General features: G+C 64.7%; 18 protein-coding genes. 3 read left to right on the forward strand and 15 right to left on the reverse strand.

Annotated features, from left to right (window positions below):
• Window positions 1-679: 679 nt before the first annotated feature.
• Window positions 680-859 carry a hypothetical protein gene (locus AACZ17_RS14320; protein WP_290741371.1) on the forward strand — a complete coding sequence of 60 codons (180 nt, stop codon included), beginning with the start codon at window positions 680-682 and terminating at the stop codon, window positions 857-859.
• Window positions 860-1,052: 193 nt separating this feature from the next.
• On the opposite strand, the gene AACZ17_RS14325 is transcribed toward AACZ17_RS14320, so the two are convergent.
• The 15 genes from AACZ17_RS14325 to AACZ17_RS14395 form a co-directional block, all read right to left on the reverse strand.
• Window positions 1,053-2,801, reverse strand: a complete 1,749-nt coding sequence (locus AACZ17_RS14325) for an ABC transporter transmembrane domain-containing protein (protein ID WP_290741373.1) — start codon at window positions 2,799-2,801, stop codon at window positions 1,053-1,055.
• The gene (tatC, locus tag AACZ17_RS14330; RefSeq protein WP_290741375.1) at window positions 2,801-3,553 is read right to left on the reverse strand and encodes a twin-arginine translocase subunit TatC; all 753 of its coding nucleotides are present in this window, start codon (window positions 3,551-3,553) and stop codon (window positions 2,801-2,803) included. Before tatC ends, AACZ17_RS14325 begins: the two co-directional genes overlap by 1 nt.
• Complete coding sequence (gene tatB, locus AACZ17_RS14335) at window positions 3,550-3,945, reverse strand: Sec-independent protein translocase protein TatB (RefSeq protein ID WP_290741377.1); 396 nt, start codon at window positions 3,943-3,945, stop codon at window positions 3,550-3,552. Before tatB ends, tatC begins: the two co-directional genes overlap by 4 nt.
• 9 nt (window positions 3,946-3,954) lie before the next feature.
• A complete protein-coding gene (gene tatA / locus AACZ17_RS14340) occupies window positions 3,955-4,173 on the reverse strand; it encodes a twin-arginine translocase TatA/TatE family subunit (RefSeq protein ID WP_290741379.1) in 219 nt (72 codons plus the stop codon).
• Between the two features lie 33 nt (window positions 4,174-4,206).
• Window positions 4,207-4,527: a phosphoribosyl-ATP diphosphatase gene (locus AACZ17_RS14345; RefSeq protein ID WP_290741381.1), complete on the reverse strand. Its 321-nt coding sequence runs from the start codon at window positions 4,525-4,527 to the stop codon at window positions 4,207-4,209.
• Complete coding sequence (gene hisI / locus AACZ17_RS14350; protein ID WP_290741383.1) at window positions 4,524-4,940, reverse strand: phosphoribosyl-AMP cyclohydrolase; 417 nt, start codon at window positions 4,938-4,940, stop codon at window positions 4,524-4,526. The genes AACZ17_RS14345 and hisI overlap by 4 nt, the downstream gene beginning before the upstream one ends.
• Window positions 4,941-4,974: 34 nt before the next feature.
• Window positions 4,975-6,642: a ubiquinone biosynthesis regulatory protein kinase UbiB gene (gene ubiB, locus AACZ17_RS14355; protein WP_290741385.1), complete on the reverse strand. Its 1,668-nt coding sequence runs from the start codon at window positions 6,640-6,642 to the stop codon at window positions 4,975-4,977.
• On the reverse strand, window positions 6,639-7,283 hold the full coding sequence (locus AACZ17_RS14360) for an SCP2 sterol-binding domain-containing protein (RefSeq protein WP_290741387.1): 645 nt from the start codon (window positions 7,281-7,283) through the stop codon (window positions 6,639-6,641). The genes ubiB and AACZ17_RS14360 overlap by 4 nt, the downstream gene beginning before the upstream one ends.
• A 1-nt stretch (window position 7,284) precedes the next feature.
• Window positions 7,285-8,034, reverse strand: coding sequence for a bifunctional demethylmenaquinone methyltransferase/2-methoxy-6-polyprenyl-1,4-benzoquinol methylase UbiE (gene ubiE / locus AACZ17_RS14365; RefSeq protein WP_290741389.1), 750 nt, complete (start codon window positions 8,032-8,034; stop codon window positions 7,285-7,287).
• 57 nt (window positions 8,035-8,091) lie between these two features.
• On the reverse strand, window positions 8,092-8,484 hold the full coding sequence (locus tag AACZ17_RS14370) for a DUF971 domain-containing protein (protein WP_339638632.1): 393 nt from the start codon (window positions 8,482-8,484) through the stop codon (window positions 8,092-8,094).
• Window positions 8,485-8,499: 15 nt separating this feature from the next.
• The gene (gene hslU, locus AACZ17_RS14375) at window positions 8,500-9,828 is read right to left on the reverse strand and encodes an ATP-dependent protease ATPase subunit HslU (RefSeq protein ID WP_339638635.1); all 1,329 of its coding nucleotides are present in this window, start codon (window positions 9,826-9,828) and stop codon (window positions 8,500-8,502) included.
• 9 nt (window positions 9,829-9,837) lie between these two features.
• The gene (hslV, locus tag AACZ17_RS14380) at window positions 9,838-10,377 is read right to left on the reverse strand and encodes an ATP-dependent protease subunit HslV (protein ID WP_339638637.1); all 540 of its coding nucleotides are present in this window, start codon (window positions 10,375-10,377) and stop codon (window positions 9,838-9,840) included.
• Window positions 10,378-10,453: 76 nt separating this feature from the next.
• Complete coding sequence (locus AACZ17_RS14385) at window positions 10,454-11,014, reverse strand: SPOR domain-containing protein (RefSeq protein ID WP_290741391.1); 561 nt, start codon at window positions 11,012-11,014, stop codon at window positions 10,454-10,456.
• The gene (gene argS / locus AACZ17_RS14390; protein WP_339638639.1) at window positions 11,015-12,700 is read right to left on the reverse strand and encodes an arginine--tRNA ligase; all 1,686 of its coding nucleotides are present in this window, start codon (window positions 12,698-12,700) and stop codon (window positions 11,015-11,017) included.
• A gap of 111 nt (window positions 12,701-12,811) precedes the next feature.
• The gene (locus tag AACZ17_RS14395) at window positions 12,812-15,010 is read right to left on the reverse strand and encodes a primosomal protein N' (protein ID WP_290741396.1); all 2,199 of its coding nucleotides are present in this window, start codon (window positions 15,008-15,010) and stop codon (window positions 12,812-12,814) included.
• Between the two features lie 222 nt (window positions 15,011-15,232).
• On the opposite strand from AACZ17_RS14395, the gene rpmE reads away from it, so the two are divergent.
• Window positions 15,233-15,448: a 50S ribosomal protein L31 gene (gene rpmE / locus AACZ17_RS14400; protein ID WP_027950632.1), complete on the forward strand. Its 216-nt coding sequence runs from the start codon at window positions 15,233-15,235 to the stop codon at window positions 15,446-15,448.
• A gap of 175 nt (window positions 15,449-15,623) precedes the next feature.
• Complete coding sequence (locus tag AACZ17_RS14405) at window positions 15,624-16,877, forward strand: malic enzyme-like NAD(P)-binding protein (RefSeq protein WP_339638643.1); 1,254 nt, start codon at window positions 15,624-15,626, stop codon at window positions 16,875-16,877.
• Window positions 16,878-16,880: the final 3 nt, after the last annotated feature.

Genomic DNA, 16,880 nt, shown 5'->3' on the forward strand with positions numbered 1-16,880 from the left:
GCTGACCGGTACCACCTGCATGATAGGCGTCGAGAGCTATTTCATGCTGCAGAGCTGACGCGCACAGGCACCAGCGACCGAGCAGCATCCCGACAATACCACCAAACTGGGCGGCTTCTTCGTGCAATATACGTATTGGTGGCTGAGAGGATTAACGTGCAGCGTATTATAAGGCAAGTCGCTTTAGTAAGCGGCGTAATATATTCCGTCCTGCTTCTCATATTGACCCTCGTATACCGACCGGGTGTTGGTGAGATCGCTATGAGTTTCTTGCTGGGTCCGAGCGCAGTGTTAGTCATTTACCTTTATGCAACCAAACAAGATATGAGTTACGCATCATGGTCTATGGAGCACGGAAAAGCTCCTTTCGCGCGGTTTCTGCTTCTTGCCATCGCAGTTTGGATGCTGGTTGCCATCCCTTGGATATTGGTAGGATAAAAACCGTCAATTTCCAAGTCGTGGCGCCACGTCGCCGACCACTTGGCAGCTTGGCCCGATCTCCAGACTGTAGAAGTGCAGCCACACGGGTCCCGAGCACCTGGTTGATGTGGGGATCATTCATATGGACAGATGAATCTTTCGCGCGAACCTTGGAAGGATTTTCGAATGACAATGCAATTGCCCGCGCAGGGTGAGCGTGTTCTTTCCGATCGCTGTCTATTTGTGCAGGTATGCTGCTATGAAGCGGGTTAATGAGTTGAAGCTGGCAATACTTGTCTGGATTATTGGCATGCTCGGGCTTGCCTTGGTTTTCACTGGTGTCGAGCTGCTGGGTAGAATACTTGTCAGCTGCAGTTTTTTTTCGGGCTTGATTTTGATCCTGCGAGGAAATCTGAAGATTTGGTTCCCTAAAAAATGAATGATGGGGAATGACATCAAGAAACGTACATGTCAGGGAATTGGTGTGAGAAAAGGCTGTGGAGTCCTGCGCTGCGAACCTGATTTGCTAGCGCGTGGCGCCCGGGCACGCCACCACATGCCTGTGCCGCCGTGAAATCCGCTTCCATGTCCAGGCTTTCCTGCAGAGCGATAAACAAAAAAAATTGCGGCGCTCACTGCTCCCGAAACTGCAGACTCGCCAGCCGCGCATACAGCGGTGAATCCCGCAGCAGAGTATCGTGCGTGCCCGTGGCCACCAGCTGCCCCTTGTCCAGCACCGCAATGCGGTCCGCGTGGCGTATGGTCGACAGGCGGTGAGCGATGATCACCGTGGTACGGTTACGCATCAGTTCCTCAAGCGCGAGTTGCACCTGGTGCTCGCTTTCGCTGTCCAGAGCGCTGGTGGCCTCATCCAGCAACAGCACGCGGGGGTTCGCCAGTATGGCACGGGCCAGGGCGATGCGCTGGCGCTGGCCGCCGGACAGGCGTACGCCCTGCTCCCCCAGCTCGCTGTCGTAGCCCTTCGGCAGGCGCTGGATGAACTCATCGGCGTGGGCCGCCCTGGCAGCCGCCATCACCTCTTCCGTGCTGGCGGCGGGCATGCCGTAGGCAATGTTGTAGCGCACGGTGCCGGTGAACAGCGCCGGCTGTTGCGGCACCAGGGCCATTTGCTGGCGCAGGGTTTCCAGGCGCATCTCGCGCAGGTCCACACCGTCAAACAGCACCGCGCCGTCCTGCGGGTCGTAGAAGCGCAACAGCAGCTGGAACAGGGTTGATTTGCCGCCGCCGGAAGGGCCGACCAGGGCCAGGCTCTTGCCTTCTTCGATGACCAGTGACAGGCCCTTCAGCGCGGGGTCAGCCGGGCGCGCCGGGTAGGCAAAGGTGACGTTGCGCAGGCTCAGGCTGGCCCGGCGGGGTACCGCACGGCTGGTGCCGTCAATAATTTCGCTGCGGGTATGCAGCAGTTCCAGCAGGCGCTCGGAGGCACCCGCCGCACGCTGCAGTTCGCCCCACACTTCCGAAATGGTGGCGAACCCGGAGCCCACCATCAGCGCATAGAACACGAACGCGCCCAACTCACCGCCGCTCATTTCGCCGCTGATGACCGACTGCCCGCCACTCCAGAGCATGGCCGCCATGCCGCCGAAGAGCAGCAGGATGGCGACCCCCACCAACAGGGCGCGCTGGCGAATGCGCCGCCGGGCGATAACAAAGGCACGCTCTACTTCCCGGCCGAAGGCCGCGCTTTCGCGACTTTCGCTGGTATAGCTCTGTACGGTGCGGATGTGCTGGATAATCTCGCCGGCGTAGCTGCCGACATTGGCGATGCTGTCCTGGCTCTGGGTGGACAGCCGCCGCACGCGCCGCCCGAAGAACAGGATGGGCAGCAGCACCAGCGGCACTGCCACCGTGATGATCAGGCTCAGCTGGATGTCGGTGATGAACATCAGCACCAGGCCGCCGAGCAGGGTCAGCCCGCTGCGCAGCGCCATGCTCAGGGAGGAGCCGATGATGGTCTGTAGCAGCGTGGTGTCGGTGGTGAGGCGCGACATGATTTCGCCGCTGCGGTTGGTCTCGAAATACCCGGGATCCAGATGGATGATGTTGTCGAACACCGCGTTGCGGATGTCGGCGCTGACCCGCTCGCCCAGCCAGGAGACAAAATAGAAGCGGGCAAACGTGCCCACGGCCATGGCGGCGGCGATGACCAGAATGACGCCGATGGCATTGGCCAGGTCGGCGCGGGTGCCGCCGCTGAAGCCCTCGTCGATAAGCACCTGGATACCCCGGCCGAGAAACAGTGTGGCCCCCGCGGTAAATACCAGTGCGGTGCCGGCGGCCAGCAGGCGAGCCCGGTAGGGCAGCAGGAAGCGCAATATGGCCAGCAGCGGTGACAGGCTGCGACCGGGCTTTGCCGCCATTACTCCGCGTCTGCCGGGGCTGCGCCGCGCCGTTTGATCAGGCGCCCGAACACAATGCCCAGTTCGAACAGGCACCACATGGGTACCGCCAGCAGCGCCTGTGAGATCACGTCGGGCGGGGTGAGCAGCATGCCGAAGACGAAGCAGCCGACGATGACGTAGGGCCTTTTGCGCGCGAGATCCTCGGGTGTGGTGATCCCGGCGGCGATCATGATTACCACCGCGATGGGGATCTCAAAGGAGATACCGAAGGCGAAGAACAGCTTGAGCACAAAGTTCAGGTAGCTGTTGATGTCGGTCATGATGGCGATATCTTCGGGGCCCACGCTGGTAAAGAAGCCGAACACCAGCGGAAACACCACGTAGTAGGCGAAGGCTGCGCCGGCGTAGAACAGCACCACGCTGGAGGCCAGCAGGGGTATCGCAAGGCGCTTTTCATGCCGGTACATCCCGGGTGCGATGAAGCTCCAGGCCTGGTAGAGCACATAGGGAATGGCGATGAACACTGCGGCGACCAGGGTGAGCTTGAACGGCGTCAGGAACGGCGAGGCGACATCCGTGGCGATCATCGACGTGCCCGCTGGCAGCAGCGCGCGCAGCGGCTCGGAGACAAAGCTGTAGATCTCGTTGGCGAAGGGAAACAGGCCGATGAACACAATCAACACGGCGAGCAGCGCGCGCAGGAGCCGGTCGCGCAGCTCGGTGAGGTGTGCCACCAGGGGCAGGGGCTGGTCTTCGCTGTCGTCGCTCATTGCCCCGAGGGCTCCTTGTCGGGGCTGACCTGTCCGGGGCTTGCCCGCCCGGGGCTCGCCCGCCCGGGGCTCACCTGCCCGGGGCCAGCTGCCCCCGAACCCTCTGTGGGCGTGGGCGCTGCTGCGCTGTCGTTCCCGCTGGCCGCCTTCAGGGCATCGCCGGCCTGCTGTGCATCGCGCTTCAGGTCGCTACCGGTTTTGCGCAGCTCCTGCATGATGGCGTCGTTGTGCAGTTCCTGCTCTACTTCGCTGCGGATCTGATTGAAGCCGCGGCGGATCTGCGCCAACCAGGCGCTCACGGTACGGATTGTCGAGGGCAGCCGCTCTGGCCCGATGACCAACAGCCCGACCACTCCGATAAGCAGTAGCTCGGCAAACCCGATATCAAACATGGCGGCGTGTCACGACTTGCTGTTGTCGCTCCGTGCTTCGCCGCTGGTGTCGTCCTTGGCTTCCGCCTCCGCCTTGCTGCTGTCATCATCCTGGATGCTTTTGCGGAAGCCCTTCACGGCGCTGCCGAGGTCGCTGCCCAGGGTGCGCAGGCGCTTGGTGCCGAACAACATGATGACAATGGCGAGAATGATCAACAATTGCCAGATACTGATGCCACCGATACCCATGTGTGTCTCCGTTGTGTAGTGGTGATCCCGCGGTCAGCCGCGAGAGGCCTTTTCGTCCAGCCCGGACACGCCGAAGCGCTCTGCCAGGCAATCCAGCACCGCGCTGGAGTCCAGCTCCAGGTGGGAGAGCATGACCAGGGTATGAAACCAGAGGTCAGCCACTTCGCCCACCAGCTCCGCGCGGTTCTCCCCCGCATCCTTGGCAGCAATAATGACCTCGGTCGCTTCTTCCCCGACCTTCTCCAGAATCTTGTTCAGACCCCGGTGATGCAGGCTGGCCACGTAGGAACTCTCCGGGCTTGCTGTGCGGCGCGCGGCGAGTATCGCGTCCAATTGTTGCAGAACATCGTTCACGGTGTCTTTCCGTACATGGATTCCGGTGATTTCAGCACAGGGTCGGTGGTGTTCCAGTCGTCACCGGTCCAGCGCTGGTAAAAGCAGTGGCGACGCCCGGTGTGGCAGGCGACGCCACCCACCTGTTCCACGCGCAGCAGCACGGTGTCGCCATCGCAGTCCAGGCGTAGCTCGTGCAGCAGTTGTACGTTGCCTGAGCTCTCGCCCTTGCGCCACAGCGCCTGGCGCGAGCGCGACCAGTACACGGCGTGGCCGGATTCCACCGTGCGCTGCAGCGCCTCGGCGTTCATCCAGGCCAGCATCAGCACATCCCCGCTGGCGGCGTCCTGGGCGATCGCGGGCACCAGGCCCTGGTCGTTCCAGTGCACGGCCTGTAGCAGGGCTGCGGTGTTGTCAGGGGTTACGGTATCCATAGCGGGGCATTATGGCACAAGGGCATGACCCCGCCTATTCGTCCGCGCTGCGTCCTGGCCAGAGCAGCAGCAGGGCTCCCGAGAGCAGTAGCCAGCTGGCGGCCGGTACCGTACTGAGGAAGGCCCATCCCCCGGGCAGCGCCAGTACCAGCCCGCTGCCGGCGAGTGCCGCGGCCGCGACGTGGCGCCGCGACCTCCGGCGCTGTTGTGCGCGCTGCAGGGCCATCTGGCGTTGCTGTTGCTGGCGCTGCTGGCGTGAAAGATCGGGGCCGCCGGGCCTGCGTTGCAGGTTGTCGAGCACGGCATCCGGCACCTGCGGCAGCTGCTCCAGCCAGGAGGGAAAATGTCGCTGCAGGCGCCGCAGCATGGACTGCGGCGAATAGCGCTCCTGCACCCAGCGCTCGAGGAAGGGCTGCGCGGTGTCCCATAAATTGAGCTGCGGGTAGAGCTGGCGACCCAGGCCCTCGATGTTGAGGAGGGTCTTCTGCAGCAGAACCAGCGCAGGCTGCACTTCCATGTCGAAGCGCCGCGCCGTGCTGAACAGGTAAATCAGCAGCTGGCCGAAGGAAATGTCGCTGATGGGCCGTTCAAAAACGGGTTCGCAGACCGCGCGCATGGCGGACTCGAAATCCTGCACGCGGGTGTCCGGGGGAATCCAGCCGCACTCCACGTGCAGTTCGGCGACCGCGCGGTAGTCGCGCTGGAACACCGCCAGCAGGTTGCGCGCCAGGTAATACTGGTCAGCGTCGCTGAGGCTGCCTACGATCGCGCAATCCACGGCGATGTAGCGCGGGTTGGCGGGGTCGGTGGCGTTGACGAAGATATTGCCCGGGTGCATGTCGGCGTGGAAAAAGTTGTCGCGGAATACCTGCGTAAAGAAGATTTCCACACCGCGTTCGGCGAGCAGCTTGAGGTCGGTGCCGCGTGCCTCGAGGGCGGCCATATCCGTCACCGGAATGCCGCTGATACGCTCCGCCACCATCACGTTGCTGCGCGTATAGTCCCAATATACCTGGGGTACGTAGACCAGGTCGCTGCCCTCGAAGTTGCGCCGCAGCTGGGAGGCGTTGGCCGCCTCGCGGCGTAAATCCAGCTCGTCGAGAATAGTCAGCTCGTAGTCCGCCACCACCTCCACCGGGCGCAGCCTGCGACCATCGGGCAGGTAGCGCTGCACCAGCCGCGCGAGGGTATAGAGCAGTGCGAGGTCCTGGCGTATTACCGGCTCGATGTCCGGGCGCAGCACCTTGACCACGACCTCTTCCCCGCTGTGCAGCGTTGCACCGTGCACCTGCGCTACCGAGGCCGACGCTATGGGTATGGACTCGAATCGCGCAAACAGGGTGCTCACCGGCTCCCCGAGGGCAGACTCGATAATCCCCGCTGCCAGGGTTTCGTCGAAGGGGGGCACCTTGTCCTGCAGTCGCGCGAGCTCGTCGGCGATGTCGGCGGGCAGCAGGTCGCGTCGCGTCGACAGGAGTTGACCGAACTTGATGAAGACCGGGCCCAGTGCCTCCAGCGCGCGGCGCAGCCGCTCTCCCCGACTCATGCCGGGCTGGCTGTTGCGCCAGGGCGACAGGCGCAGCAGCAGCCGCAGGGCCGCGGGCAGTGTTTCGGGCGCGACAAACTCCTGCAGCCGGTAGCGCCCCGCCACGCGCAGGATCAGCAGCAGCCGCCGACTGCGGGAAAACAGTCCGGCGCTCACTGCCCGGCGCTCCGGATGCGCTTGCGCAGCCGTTCCAGCCGCGACTGCAACCGCTCCACGCGTTGCTGCAGGGCTTGCACGTCGCCGTAGAAGTCCTCGACTTCCAGGCGCGGTGGTGTCAGGCGCGCCTCCTCATGGATGAACTCCTCGAGCTGCCGCAGCAGGCTGCTCGACGCGGCCGTCCCGGCACTGAAACCGGCGCGCAGGAACTGCGCAAGCTGATGGCCAGCGACGTCCCCGAGCACGTTCACCAGCGGCGCTTCCCAGTCCAGGTCGAGGCGCCCGATGATGCCCTGCAGTTCGATCAGTGGCGCGCTGTCGCCCTGCAGCACCAGGTTGCCGTTGATCAGTGTGGCTGCCGGGTCGCTGGCGCCCGCCAGCTGGGCAAAATCGGCGGCGCTGCCGCGCACGCGCGTGGTCACCGGGCCATCGTAATAGCCGAGTAACCGGGTGCGTTCCGCGCCCGGTTGCAGGTACACGTGAACAACGGGCGAGGTGCACTCGATGGCGAAGGTGCGTCCGGCCAGCCCGGCCAGTTGCCGCTGGCCAGCCGGGTCCAGCGCCAGGGCGCGATTGAGTGCCGCCTCCAGCGCAGCCAGTGCCGCTGTGGTCAGCGTCGGGTCGAGGCCGGCGGGGGCCATGTCAGGCCTTGAAGCCCCGATGCAGGGCGACAACGCCGCCGGTGAGGTTGTGGTATTCGCAGTTGACGAAGCCCGCATCCTCCAGCATGCCCAGCAGTGTGTCCTGATCGGGGTGCATACGGATGGATTCTGCCAGGTACTGGTAGCTGTCGCTGTCCCCCGCGACCAGCCTGCCCATGAACGGCAGCACGCGGAAGGAGTAGCCGTCGTAGGCTTTTTCCAGCAGTGGGTTGACCGGCTTGGAGAATTCCAGCACCAGCAGCCGCCCCCCGGGCTTGAGCACGCGCAGCATGGAGCGCAGGGCGAGGGCCTTGTCGGTGACGTTGCGCAGGCCGAAGGCGATACTGACGCAGTCGAAGCTGTCGTCGGGGAAAGGCAGGTACTGCGCATCGGCCTGTACGAACTCGAGGTTGCCCTGGTAGCCGTGGTCCAGCAGTTTGTCGCGGCCCACGTTGAGCATGGATTCGTTGATGTCTGCCAGCACCACGCGACCCGTGGGTCCGACGATGTCAGCGAACTTTGCGGCCAGGTCACCCGTGCCGCCGGCAATATCCAGCACCGACTGGCCGGTGCGCACGGCACTGAGTTCGATGGTGAAGCGCTTCCATATCCGGTGTATGCCGCCGGACATGAGGTCATTCATCAGGTCATAGCGCCCCGCCACCGAATGAAAGACATTGGCCACGAGGCCGGCCTTGGCGTCCTCATCGACTTCCCGGTAACCGAAATGGGTGGTGCGTTTATCGCTCATGCGGCCTCCGCCGTCCTGTAACAGGGCCGTTATTGTAGCGCGATGTGGCTCCCGCGGTCAGGGCTGGAACTGGATGACCTGCACCTGGGGATCACGTGTGGCACCGGCCGCCGACATGCGGTCGAGGTAGTCCTGCCAGAGCGCTTCCCGCTGCGTGCACAGCTGATAGAGGTAATCCCAGGCATAGAGCCCGGTGTCGTGCCCGTCATCGAATACCAGTTGCAGTGCATAGTGCCCCACAGGCCGGATGTCGGTGATGGCGACGTGCATCTTGCCGGTTTGCAGCACCTCCTGCCCCGGGCCGTGCCCCTTCACCTCGGCCGAGGGGGAGTAGACGCGCAGGTACTCACAGGGCAAACGGTAGCTTTCTCCACCGGCATATGCCAGCTCGAGCTCCCGCGAGGCGCGGTGCAGGTGTATGTCGATGGGGCGCGGTGCTCGTTCGGTCATGGCGTGACTCTCAACTCACAGAATGAAGCGCGACAGGTCTTCGTCTTCGCTCAGGGCCTGCAGCTGGCTGTTGACGTAGTCGGCGTCGATGGTCAGCGGCTGTTGCTGCAGCCCGGCATCCGCGGCGCCGAAGGAGGCCTGCTCCAGCAGGCGCTCCATGACGGTATGCAGGCGTCTTGCCCCGATGTTTTCGGTTTTCTCGTTGACCTGCCAGGCGGTCTCCGCAATGCGCCGCAAGCCATCTGCGGTGAACTCCACCTCCAGGCCTTCCGTGGCCAGCAGGGCCTGGTACTGTTCGGTGAGTGAAGCGTCAGGCTCGGTGAGGATGCGCTCGAAGTCGCTGGCGGTCAGTGACTCCAGTTCCACCCGGATTGGCAGGCGGCCCTGCAATTCAGGGATCAGGTCGGAGGGCTTGGCGAGGTGGAACGCGCCCGAGGCGATGAACAGGATATGGTCGGTCTTGATTGTGCCGTGCTTGGTGGTGACGGTAGAGCCCTCGATCAGCGGTAGCAGATCGCGCTGCACGCCTTCCCGCGAGACATCGGCCCCGGCCGTCTCGCCGCGCTTTGCCACCTTGTCCAGTTCGTCGATGAAGACGATACCATTCTGCTCGGCTTCGCGAATGGCCCGCTGCTTCAGCTCCTCTTCGTTGACCAGCTTGGCCGCCTCTTCGTCGCACAGGGCCTTCAACGCCGCCTTGACCGGCATGCGGCGGGTCTTGCTCTGCTGGCGCGAGAGGTTGGAGAACATGCTTTGCAGCTGGTTGGTCATCTCCTCCATGCCCGGGGGCGCCATGATCTCCATGCCAAGCCCGCTGGTCGCCAGGTTGACCTCCACTTCCTTGTCATCGAGCTCGCCTTCGCGCAGTTTTTTCCGCAGCAGCTGCCGGGTGCCGGCGCCGGCGGTGTTGTCGGCGCTGTCTCCGCGCGCCGGAGGCAGCAGGATGTCCAGCAGCCGCTCCTCTGCTGCCTCTTCGGCGCGAAACCGCACTCGTTGCATCTCCTGCTCGCGATACAGTTTCACGGCAACGTCGGCGAGGTCGCGGATGATCGACTCCACATCGCGGCCGACATAGCCCACCTCGGTAAACTTGGTGGCCTCGACCTTGACGAACGGCGCATTCGCCAGCTTCGCCAGGCGACGCGCGATTTCGGTCTTGCCCACGCCGGTGGGGCCGATCATGAGAATATTCTTCGGGGTGATTTCGGCGCGCAGCGCATCCGGCAGCTGCATGCGTCGCCAGCGATTGCGCAGGGCGATCGCCACAGCGCGCTTGGCGTCCTGCTGGCCGATGATGTGCTTGTCCAGTTCGTGGACAATCTCGCGGGGCGTCATGTTGGACATGCGGGGAGCCTAATAGTCGAGTTGTTCGATGGTTTGGTTGTGATTGGTGTAGATGCAGATATCGCCGGCGATATTCAGGCCCTTCTCCACGATGCTGCGGGCGTCGAGTTCGGTATTGTCCAGCAGTGCGCGGGCGGCGGATTGCGCGAAGGGGCCACCGGAGCCGATGGCAATCAGGTTGTCCTCGGGCTCGATGACATCGCCGTTGCCGGTGATCACCAGGGAGGTCTCTTTGTCGGCGACCGCCAGCAACGCTTCCAGCCGGCGCAGGGCGCGTTCGGTGCGCCAGGCCTTGGCCAGTTCCACGGCGGCGCGCACCAGATGCCCCTGGTGCTTGTCCAGCTGGGCTTCAAACAGCTCGAACAGGGTGAAGGCATCCGCCGTGCCGCCGGCGAAGCCCGCCAGCACCTTGTTCTTGTGCAGGCGGCGCACTTTGCGCGCGTTCCCCTTCATGACGGTATTACCCATCGATACCTGCCCGTCTCCGCCAATGACAACGCTGTTGCCACGACGCACTGAGAGGATGGTCGTGCCTCGATACTGTTCCACGATAAGTCTCCTGTTGCTCCAGATATGGGGAGCCGTGGCGGGAATTCAAGCGCGCCGCCACGGGGCGGCACCGGTGCTAGGGACGCCCCCGCTTCAACAGCAGGGTGTCGATGTTCTGCGCGGCCGTTAAGCCACGCGCGCGGCTCATCTGTGCGTGGGTGGTGTAGGGCCCGAGATACACCCGGAACCAGCGACCGTTGTCTCCCGTGGATTCCTCCACGCTGGGTTCCAGGCCGAGCAGTAGCAGCTCCGCGCGTCGCCGGTCAGCATCCTCGCGCTGGCGGAAGGAGCCCGCCTGCAGCACATAGCTCTCCGCGGGCGGCGGGGCCACGTTGGGCTGTTGCGCCACCTCTGTCGGTTCAACCTCCACGTCGATGGTCTGTTCCGGCAACATGGTATAGAAGTCGAAGCGGGGTTTTGGGGGTGCCTCGGCCGCGGCGGTTTCCGCTGCTTCTCCCGCGGGCTGTGTGCCCGGCGGCAGTGTGCCCAGGTAGAGCAGCAGGCTGAGAAATACGCCTGTGCCCACCCCGGCAGCAAACCAGCGCCAGGGGCTTGCGCCGCCACTACTGCGGCTGGCCGCCTGGGGCTTGCGGCGCGCCCCGCTGCGCCCGCCCCGGCCGCCGCTGTCGCGTGCCATTTACATGGCCTCCGGTGCGTTCACGCCCAGCAGCCACAGGCCGTTGGCCACCACCTGGCGCACGGCTTCGCTCAGCGCGATGCGGGCATCGCGCAGTTCGCCGTCATCCACCAGCAGTTTGTGCGCGTTGTAGTAGCTGTGGAACTCGGCAGCCAGCTCCCGCAGGTAGTTGGCTACCGTGTGGGGTTCGCTGGCCAGCGCCGCGCCCGCCACCACCTCGGGGTACTGGTCGAGCCGCTTGATCAGCGCTTTCTCCTGCTCCTCCTCCAGTCGTGGCAGCGCCGCAATGCCGCGCTCCTGTTCCCAGTCCCAGCCCTGCTCGGCCAGTTTGGCGCGCACCGAGCAGGCGCGGGCGTGGGCATACTGAATGTAATACACCGGGTTGTCGTTGCTCTGCGACAGCGCCAGGTCGATATCGAAGGTAAGCTGTGAGCTGGGCGCCCGAGCCACCAGGAAATAGCGTGTGGCGTCACAGCCGACTTCATCGATCAGGTCGCGCAGGGTGACGTAGCTGCCTGCTCGCTTGGACAGCTTCACCTCGTTGCCGTCGCGCATCACCGTCACCATCTGGTGCAGGACATAGTCGGGCCAGCCTTGCGGAATATCGGCCTGCAGGGCCTGCAGGCCAGCTCGCACGCGAGTCACGGTGCTGTGGTGATCCGCGCCCTGTTCGTTGATCACGCGTTCAAAGCCGCGCTGCCATTTGTTGAAGTGGTAGGCCACGTCCGGGAGGAAATAGGTGTACCCGCCTTCCCGTTTGCGCATCACCCGGTCCTTGTCGTCGCCGAAGGCCGTGGTGCGTAACCAGAGCGCACCGTCCTGTTCATAGGTATGGCCATTGGCGACCAGCCTGGCCACCGTCGCCTCTACCTCGCCGGACTCGTAGAGGGAGGACTCCAGAAAGTAGCGGTCGAAGTGCACCGCGAAGGCTTTCAGGTCCAGGTCCTGTTCGCGGCGCAGGTAGGCAACGGCGAAGTCGCGGATGGCATCGAGGTCGTCCGGGTCCGCCTTGCCGGCGACATGGCGGTCCGTGGCGTCGATTTTTTCACCCGCCAGATAGGCTGCGGCAACATCGGCGATGTAGTCGCCGCGATAGCCGTCTTCAGGCCATTGCGGGTCGTCGGGTCCCAGGCCGCGGCAGCGCGCCTGTACCGAGAGGGCCAGGTTGCTGATCTGGGCCCCGGCATCGTTGTAGTAGAACTCGCTGGCCACCGACCAGCCGGTGGCGCTGAGCAGCCGGCAGATGCTGTCGCCCACGGCAGCACCGCGGCCATGGCCGACGTGCAGGGGGCCGGTGGGGTTGGCGGACACGAACTCAACCTGCACCCGGCGGCCGGCGCCGGCGTTGCTGCGACCGAACTGCTCGCCCTCGGTGAGCACGCGCTGCACCACTGCGCGGCTGCTGTCGCCCGACAGGAAGAAATTGATGAAGCCCGGCCCGGCGACCTCCGCGCGGCTGACCAGCGGTGAGGCCGGAAGAGCGTCACAGATCATGCCCGCCAGGTCGCGGGGTTTGTAGCCTGCCGCCTTGGCCAGGGTCAGGGCCACGTTGCTGGCCAGATCGCCGTGGCTGGCGTCCCGTGTACGCTCGATGACGATGGTCGGTTGCGTGGCCTCGGGGAGTCGACCGTCGGCGGCCAGCGCGTCCAGGGCCTGCTGGATCAGCTGTGACAATTGTTCCTTCATTTCCAGGGGGGATACCTGCGTTTTCTGGGGTGAATTGACGACTCGCCTGTGCGCAAGCCAGCATCGCATTATCGCCGCAAATGGCCGCTCATGGCCAGCGCGCGCCGGCGATCAACCCAGATCCAGCGGGTCGACATCGATGGACCAGTTGAGCCCCTGGCGGCTGGGCAGTTGCTCGGCGCAGTGCACCAGGAGGCGCGCCAGCCGCTGGGCCTGGCGCACGTCCGGCGCCATGGCCAGTAGCTGGTTGCGGAATTTGCCCGCCCGCCGTTGCAGGGGGGAAGGCAGCGGCCCGATGAGGCGGCAGCCCTGCGGCAGAGCCGGGTCGGCCTGTTGCCTGAGTGCCGCCAGGAAGCGTTCCCCGGTATCCGTGGCCGGGCTGTCGGTGCGCAGGAGAATCAGCCGCCCATGCGGCGGCATGCCCTGTTCCGCGCGGGCCAGCAGCAGGCGCCGCGCCTGGTCCGCGTAGCGCTCGGTAAGCATTGCCTGCATCAGGGGGTGATCGGGGTAGTGGGTCTGCACCAGCACCTGCCCGGCGTCACCCGCGCGGCCCGCGCGCCCCGCGACCTGGGTCAGCAGCTGCGCCATGCGCTCCTCACCGCGGAAGTTGGCGCTGAACAGCAGCGCATCCGCGTCAATCACGGCGACCAGATTGACCCCGGGAAAGTGGTGCCCCTTGGTCAACATTTGCGTGCCCAGGAGAATGCACGGCGCGCCGTGCTGCACCTCGGAAACCAGTGCCTGCATGGCACCTTTACCCTGCATGGAGTCGCTGTCGACGCGATAGATTGGCCAGTCGGCAAAGCTACTGCGCAACACCTCTTCGGTTTGCTCGGTGCCCAGGCCATTGGTCAGCAGGCGCTCGCTGTGGCAGCTGGGGCAGGCCTGCGGCAGGCGCAGGTTGGCGGAACAGTGATGGCAGCGCAGCCTGCGCTGGCGGCGGTGCACTGTCATGCGGGCGTCGCAGGCACTGCACTGGGCAATCCAGCCGCAGTCGTGACATTGCAGCGCCGGCGCGTAGCCGCGGCGGTTCAGAAACAGCAGTACCTGCTGTCCGCTCCCCAGGGCGTTGAGGATGGCTTCGCGCAGCGCACGCGACAGTCCGCCCTGCAGGGCTTCGCGGCGCACATCAATGGCTCGCAGGGCGGGCAGTTCACCCTGACCCGCGCGCTGCGTCAGCCGGTAGTGGCCGTAACGGCCCTGCAGAGCGTTGTGAAGGGTTTCCAGTGCGGGGGTGGCGCTGCCCAGCACCACAGTGGCGCCCTCCAGCTGTCCTCGTTTCACGGCGAGATCCCGCGCGGAATAGCGAAATCCGTCCTGTTGCTTGAAGGACGCATCGTGCTCTTCGTCGACAATGATCAGCCCCGGGCGCGGCAGGCTGCTGAAAATCGCCGAGCGTGTGCCTATGACAATGGAGGCAGCGCCCGTGCGCGCCGCCTCCCAGGCAGCGTAGCGCTCGGTGTCATTCAGGCCCGAATGCAGCACCGCAATGCCGCTGCCGAAGCGTTCCGTGAAACGCGCGAGGGTCTGCGGGGTCAGGCCGATTTCGGGTATCAGTACCAGTGCCTGTTGGCCCCGGGCCAGGCAGTGGGCAATCAGCTGCAGGTAGACCTCGGTCTTGCCGCTGCCGGTGATGCCCTCCAGGAGGCTGCAGTGGAAGGCGCCGTAGTGTGCCAGGATGCCCTCCAGCGCCGCGGCCTGCTCGCCGTTCAGCGGCAGCCCGGGCTGCGCCGCGCAGGGAGTCCGGTCGGGCGCCAGCAGGCAGCGTTCGACGAGGCCTTTCTGCTCCAGCTGGCGCAGGATGCCGGCGCTGATGCCCCGCTCGCGCAGCGCGCTGGTGGCAAGCTCGGCGTTGTCCTGCAGCAGCGCCAGGGCCTCCGCCTGGCGCGGCGACCGCCGCAGGGCGCCTGCCGGCAGCCCTTTGCCACGCTGGCTGAGGCGCCAGCCGGGCTGCCCCGGTGGCTGGTGTGGCTGGGCATTCCTGAGCCCGGGCGGGACGGCGACATCGAACACCTCCCCCGGGGGATGTTGGTAATAGTCCGCCGCCCACAGGCACAGCTGCAGCACTCCGGGCGATAACAGCGGGGCCGAATCGACGACCGCCTGCGCCGCACGCAGCGATGCCGGGGGCAGCGCAGATTCTCCGGCCACCTCGATCAGCCAGCCCTGCAGCTGGCGCCGCCCGAAGTCGACCTTCACCCGCACACCGGGCTGCAGGTCCGACAGAGCCTGTGGCTCCAGCCCTGCCGGAGGCAGGTAGTCGAACAGTGAGCGCAGCGGGCAGGAAACGGCCAGGCGAAGAACGGGCATCGTGCCTCTCAGCGTGTTATCGGTGTGGAACGGTGGCGGATAATAGCGCAAACCGCGGGGCTGCCTACAGCGGGGCAGCCTACAGCGGAGCTGCCGTCAGCGGGGCTTGCGCTGGCCGCTGTGTCTGGTACTATGCGCGCCTATTTTTTCGCGTTACCTCCACAATTCCGGTGCGGTGCCCGACAGGATCGGGTGGCGGCACCAATTCACAGGAGCAACACCATGAAAGCAGAAATTCATCCCAAGTACGAGGCGGTTACCGCAACGTGCAGCTGTGGCAACGTGGTTGCCACGCGCTCCACGCGCTGCGAAGACTTCCACATCGACGTGTGCTCGCAGTGCCACCCGTTCTTTACGGGCAAGCAGAAGGTGCTCGACAGCGGCGGCCGCGTTGACCGCTTCAAGAAGCGTTTTGGCGCGCGCGGCGCATCGCGCTAAGCGGCTCCAGCCGGCTGCCTGGTGCAGCCGGCAAACAGAGGCCGGGCACCTTGGGGTTCCCGGCTTTTTTGTGTCTGGTACAAGCCCTTGAAGTGCCTGCGCTTGTGGCTGCGAGTGCTTTTCTATATTCTCGTGCGTCCCTCCCGCAAGCGCAGTCACCAGCGGATTTCTGACTATGAGCAAAGATTTCAGACAGGCGGCCCTCGACTATCACGCGAAGCCGGTTCCCGGAAAAATCAGCATGGAGCTGACCAAGCCCGCGGAAACCCAGGCCGAACTGGCGCTGGCCTACAGCCCCGGTGTTGCCGAACCCTGTCGTGAAATCGCCGCCGATGCCGATGCCGCATATCTGTATACCGGCAAGGGCAATCTGGTTGCGGTAATCAGCAACGGCACCGCCGTGCTGGGCCTGGGCAATCTGGGTTCGCTGGCGAGCAAGCCCGTCATGGAAGGCAAGGCACTGCTGTTCAAGCGCTTCGCCGGCATCAACTCGGTAGACATTGAAGTCAACACCGAGGACAGTGCCAGCTTTATCGACACCGTGGCCAACATCGCCGACACGTTTGGCGGCATCAACCTCGAGGATATCAAGGCACCCGAGTGCTTTGAAATTGAAGCAGAGCTGGCACGGCGCTGTTCTATCCCCATTTTTCACGACGATCAGCACGGCACCGCCATCGTTACCGCGGCGGGCATGATCAATGCGTTGGAGATTCAGGGCAAGCGCCTGGAGGATGCCGTGATTACCTGCCTCGGCGCCGGCGCCGCGGCAATTGCCTGCATGCGTTTGCTGGTGAGCATGGGTGCTCGCCAGGAAAACATCTTCATGCTTGACCGTCGCGGTGTGATTTACGCCGGGCGCGAGGGTGTGAACAGCTACAAGCAGGAGTTCGTCAACAATACCGACAAGCGCAGCCTCAGCGATGCCGTGCGCGGCGCCGATGTGTTTGTGGGGCTCTCGGGTGCGGACCTGCTCAGTGCTGACATGCTGTTGTCCATGGCGGACCGCCCCATCGTCTTTGCCTGCTCCAACCCCGACCCGGAGATTCGCCCGGAACTGGCGCACAGCGTGCGCGATGACCTGATCATGGCCACCGGCCGTTCGGATTATCCGAACCAGGTGAACAACGTGCTGGGCTTTCCGTTCATCTTCCGCGGCGCGCTTGACGTGCGTGCCAGCGCGATCAATGAAGAAATGAAGATCGCGGCGGTGAAGGCGCTCAGCGACCTGGCTCGCGAGCCGGTACCTGAGTCGGTGCTCAGGGCCTGTGGCGAAACCGAGCTGAGCTTCGGTCCTCGCTACATCATTCCCAAGCCGGTTGACCCCCGGCTGCTGCAGCACATTGCGCCGGCGGTGGCGCGTGCTGCCGTGGACAGCGGTGTCGCCCGTGTACCCTACCCCGACAATTACGCACCCGGCCGCGGTTAGCGA

Origin of the sequence: uncultured Haliea sp. (assembly GCF_963973825.1) — a bacterium.
GTDB lineage: Bacteria > Pseudomonadota > Gammaproteobacteria > Pseudomonadales > Halieaceae > Haliea.

Coding starts and splice junctions, on each gene's coding strand:
- AACZ17_RS14385 (WP_290741391.1), bottom strand. CDS start 11,014: ATGGCACGCGACAGCGGCGGCCGGGGCGGGCGCAGCGGGGCGCGCCGC.
- AACZ17_RS14405 (WP_339638643.1), top strand. CDS start 15,624: ATGAGCAAAGATTTCAGACAGGCGGCCCTCGACTATCACGCGAAGCCG.
- hisI (WP_290741383.1), bottom strand. CDS start 4,940: ATGGATACCGTAACCCCTGACAACACCGCAGCCCTGCTACAGGCCGTG.
- AACZ17_RS14325 (WP_290741373.1), bottom strand. CDS start 2,801: ATGGCGGCAAAGCCCGGTCGCAGCCTGTCACCGCTGCTGGCCATATTG.
- ubiE (WP_290741389.1), bottom strand. CDS start 8,034: ATGAGCGATAAACGCACCACCCATTTCGGTTACCGGGAAGTCGATGAG.
- tatC (WP_290741375.1), bottom strand. CDS start 3,553: ATGAGCGACGACAGCGAAGACCAGCCCCTGCCCCTGGTGGCACACCTC.
- tatB (WP_290741377.1), bottom strand. CDS start 3,945: ATGTTTGATATCGGGTTTGCCGAGCTACTGCTTATCGGAGTGGTCGGG.
- argS (WP_339638639.1), bottom strand. CDS start 12,700: ATGAAGGAACAATTGTCACAGCTGATCCAGCAGGCCCTGGACGCGCTG.
- AACZ17_RS14370 (WP_339638632.1), bottom strand. CDS start 8,484: ATGACCGAACGAGCACCGCGCCCCATCGACATACACCTGCACCGCGCC.
- AACZ17_RS14320 (WP_290741371.1), top strand. CDS start 680: ATGAAGCGGGTTAATGAGTTGAAGCTGGCAATACTTGTCTGGATTATT.
- rpmE (WP_027950632.1), top strand. CDS start 15,233: ATGAAAGCAGAAATTCATCCCAAGTACGAGGCGGTTACCGCAACGTGC.
- AACZ17_RS14395 (WP_290741396.1), bottom strand. CDS start 15,010: ATGCCCGTTCTTCGCCTGGCCGTTTCCTGCCCGCTGCGCTCACTGTTC.
- tatA (WP_290741379.1), bottom strand. CDS start 4,173: ATGGGTATCGGTGGCATCAGTATCTGGCAATTGTTGATCATTCTCGCC.
- AACZ17_RS14360 (WP_290741387.1), bottom strand. CDS start 7,283: ATGGCCCCCGCCGGCCTCGACCCGACGCTGACCACAGCGGCACTGGCT.
- hslU (WP_339638635.1), bottom strand. CDS start 9,828: ATGTCCAACATGACGCCCCGCGAGATTGTCCACGAACTGGACAAGCAC.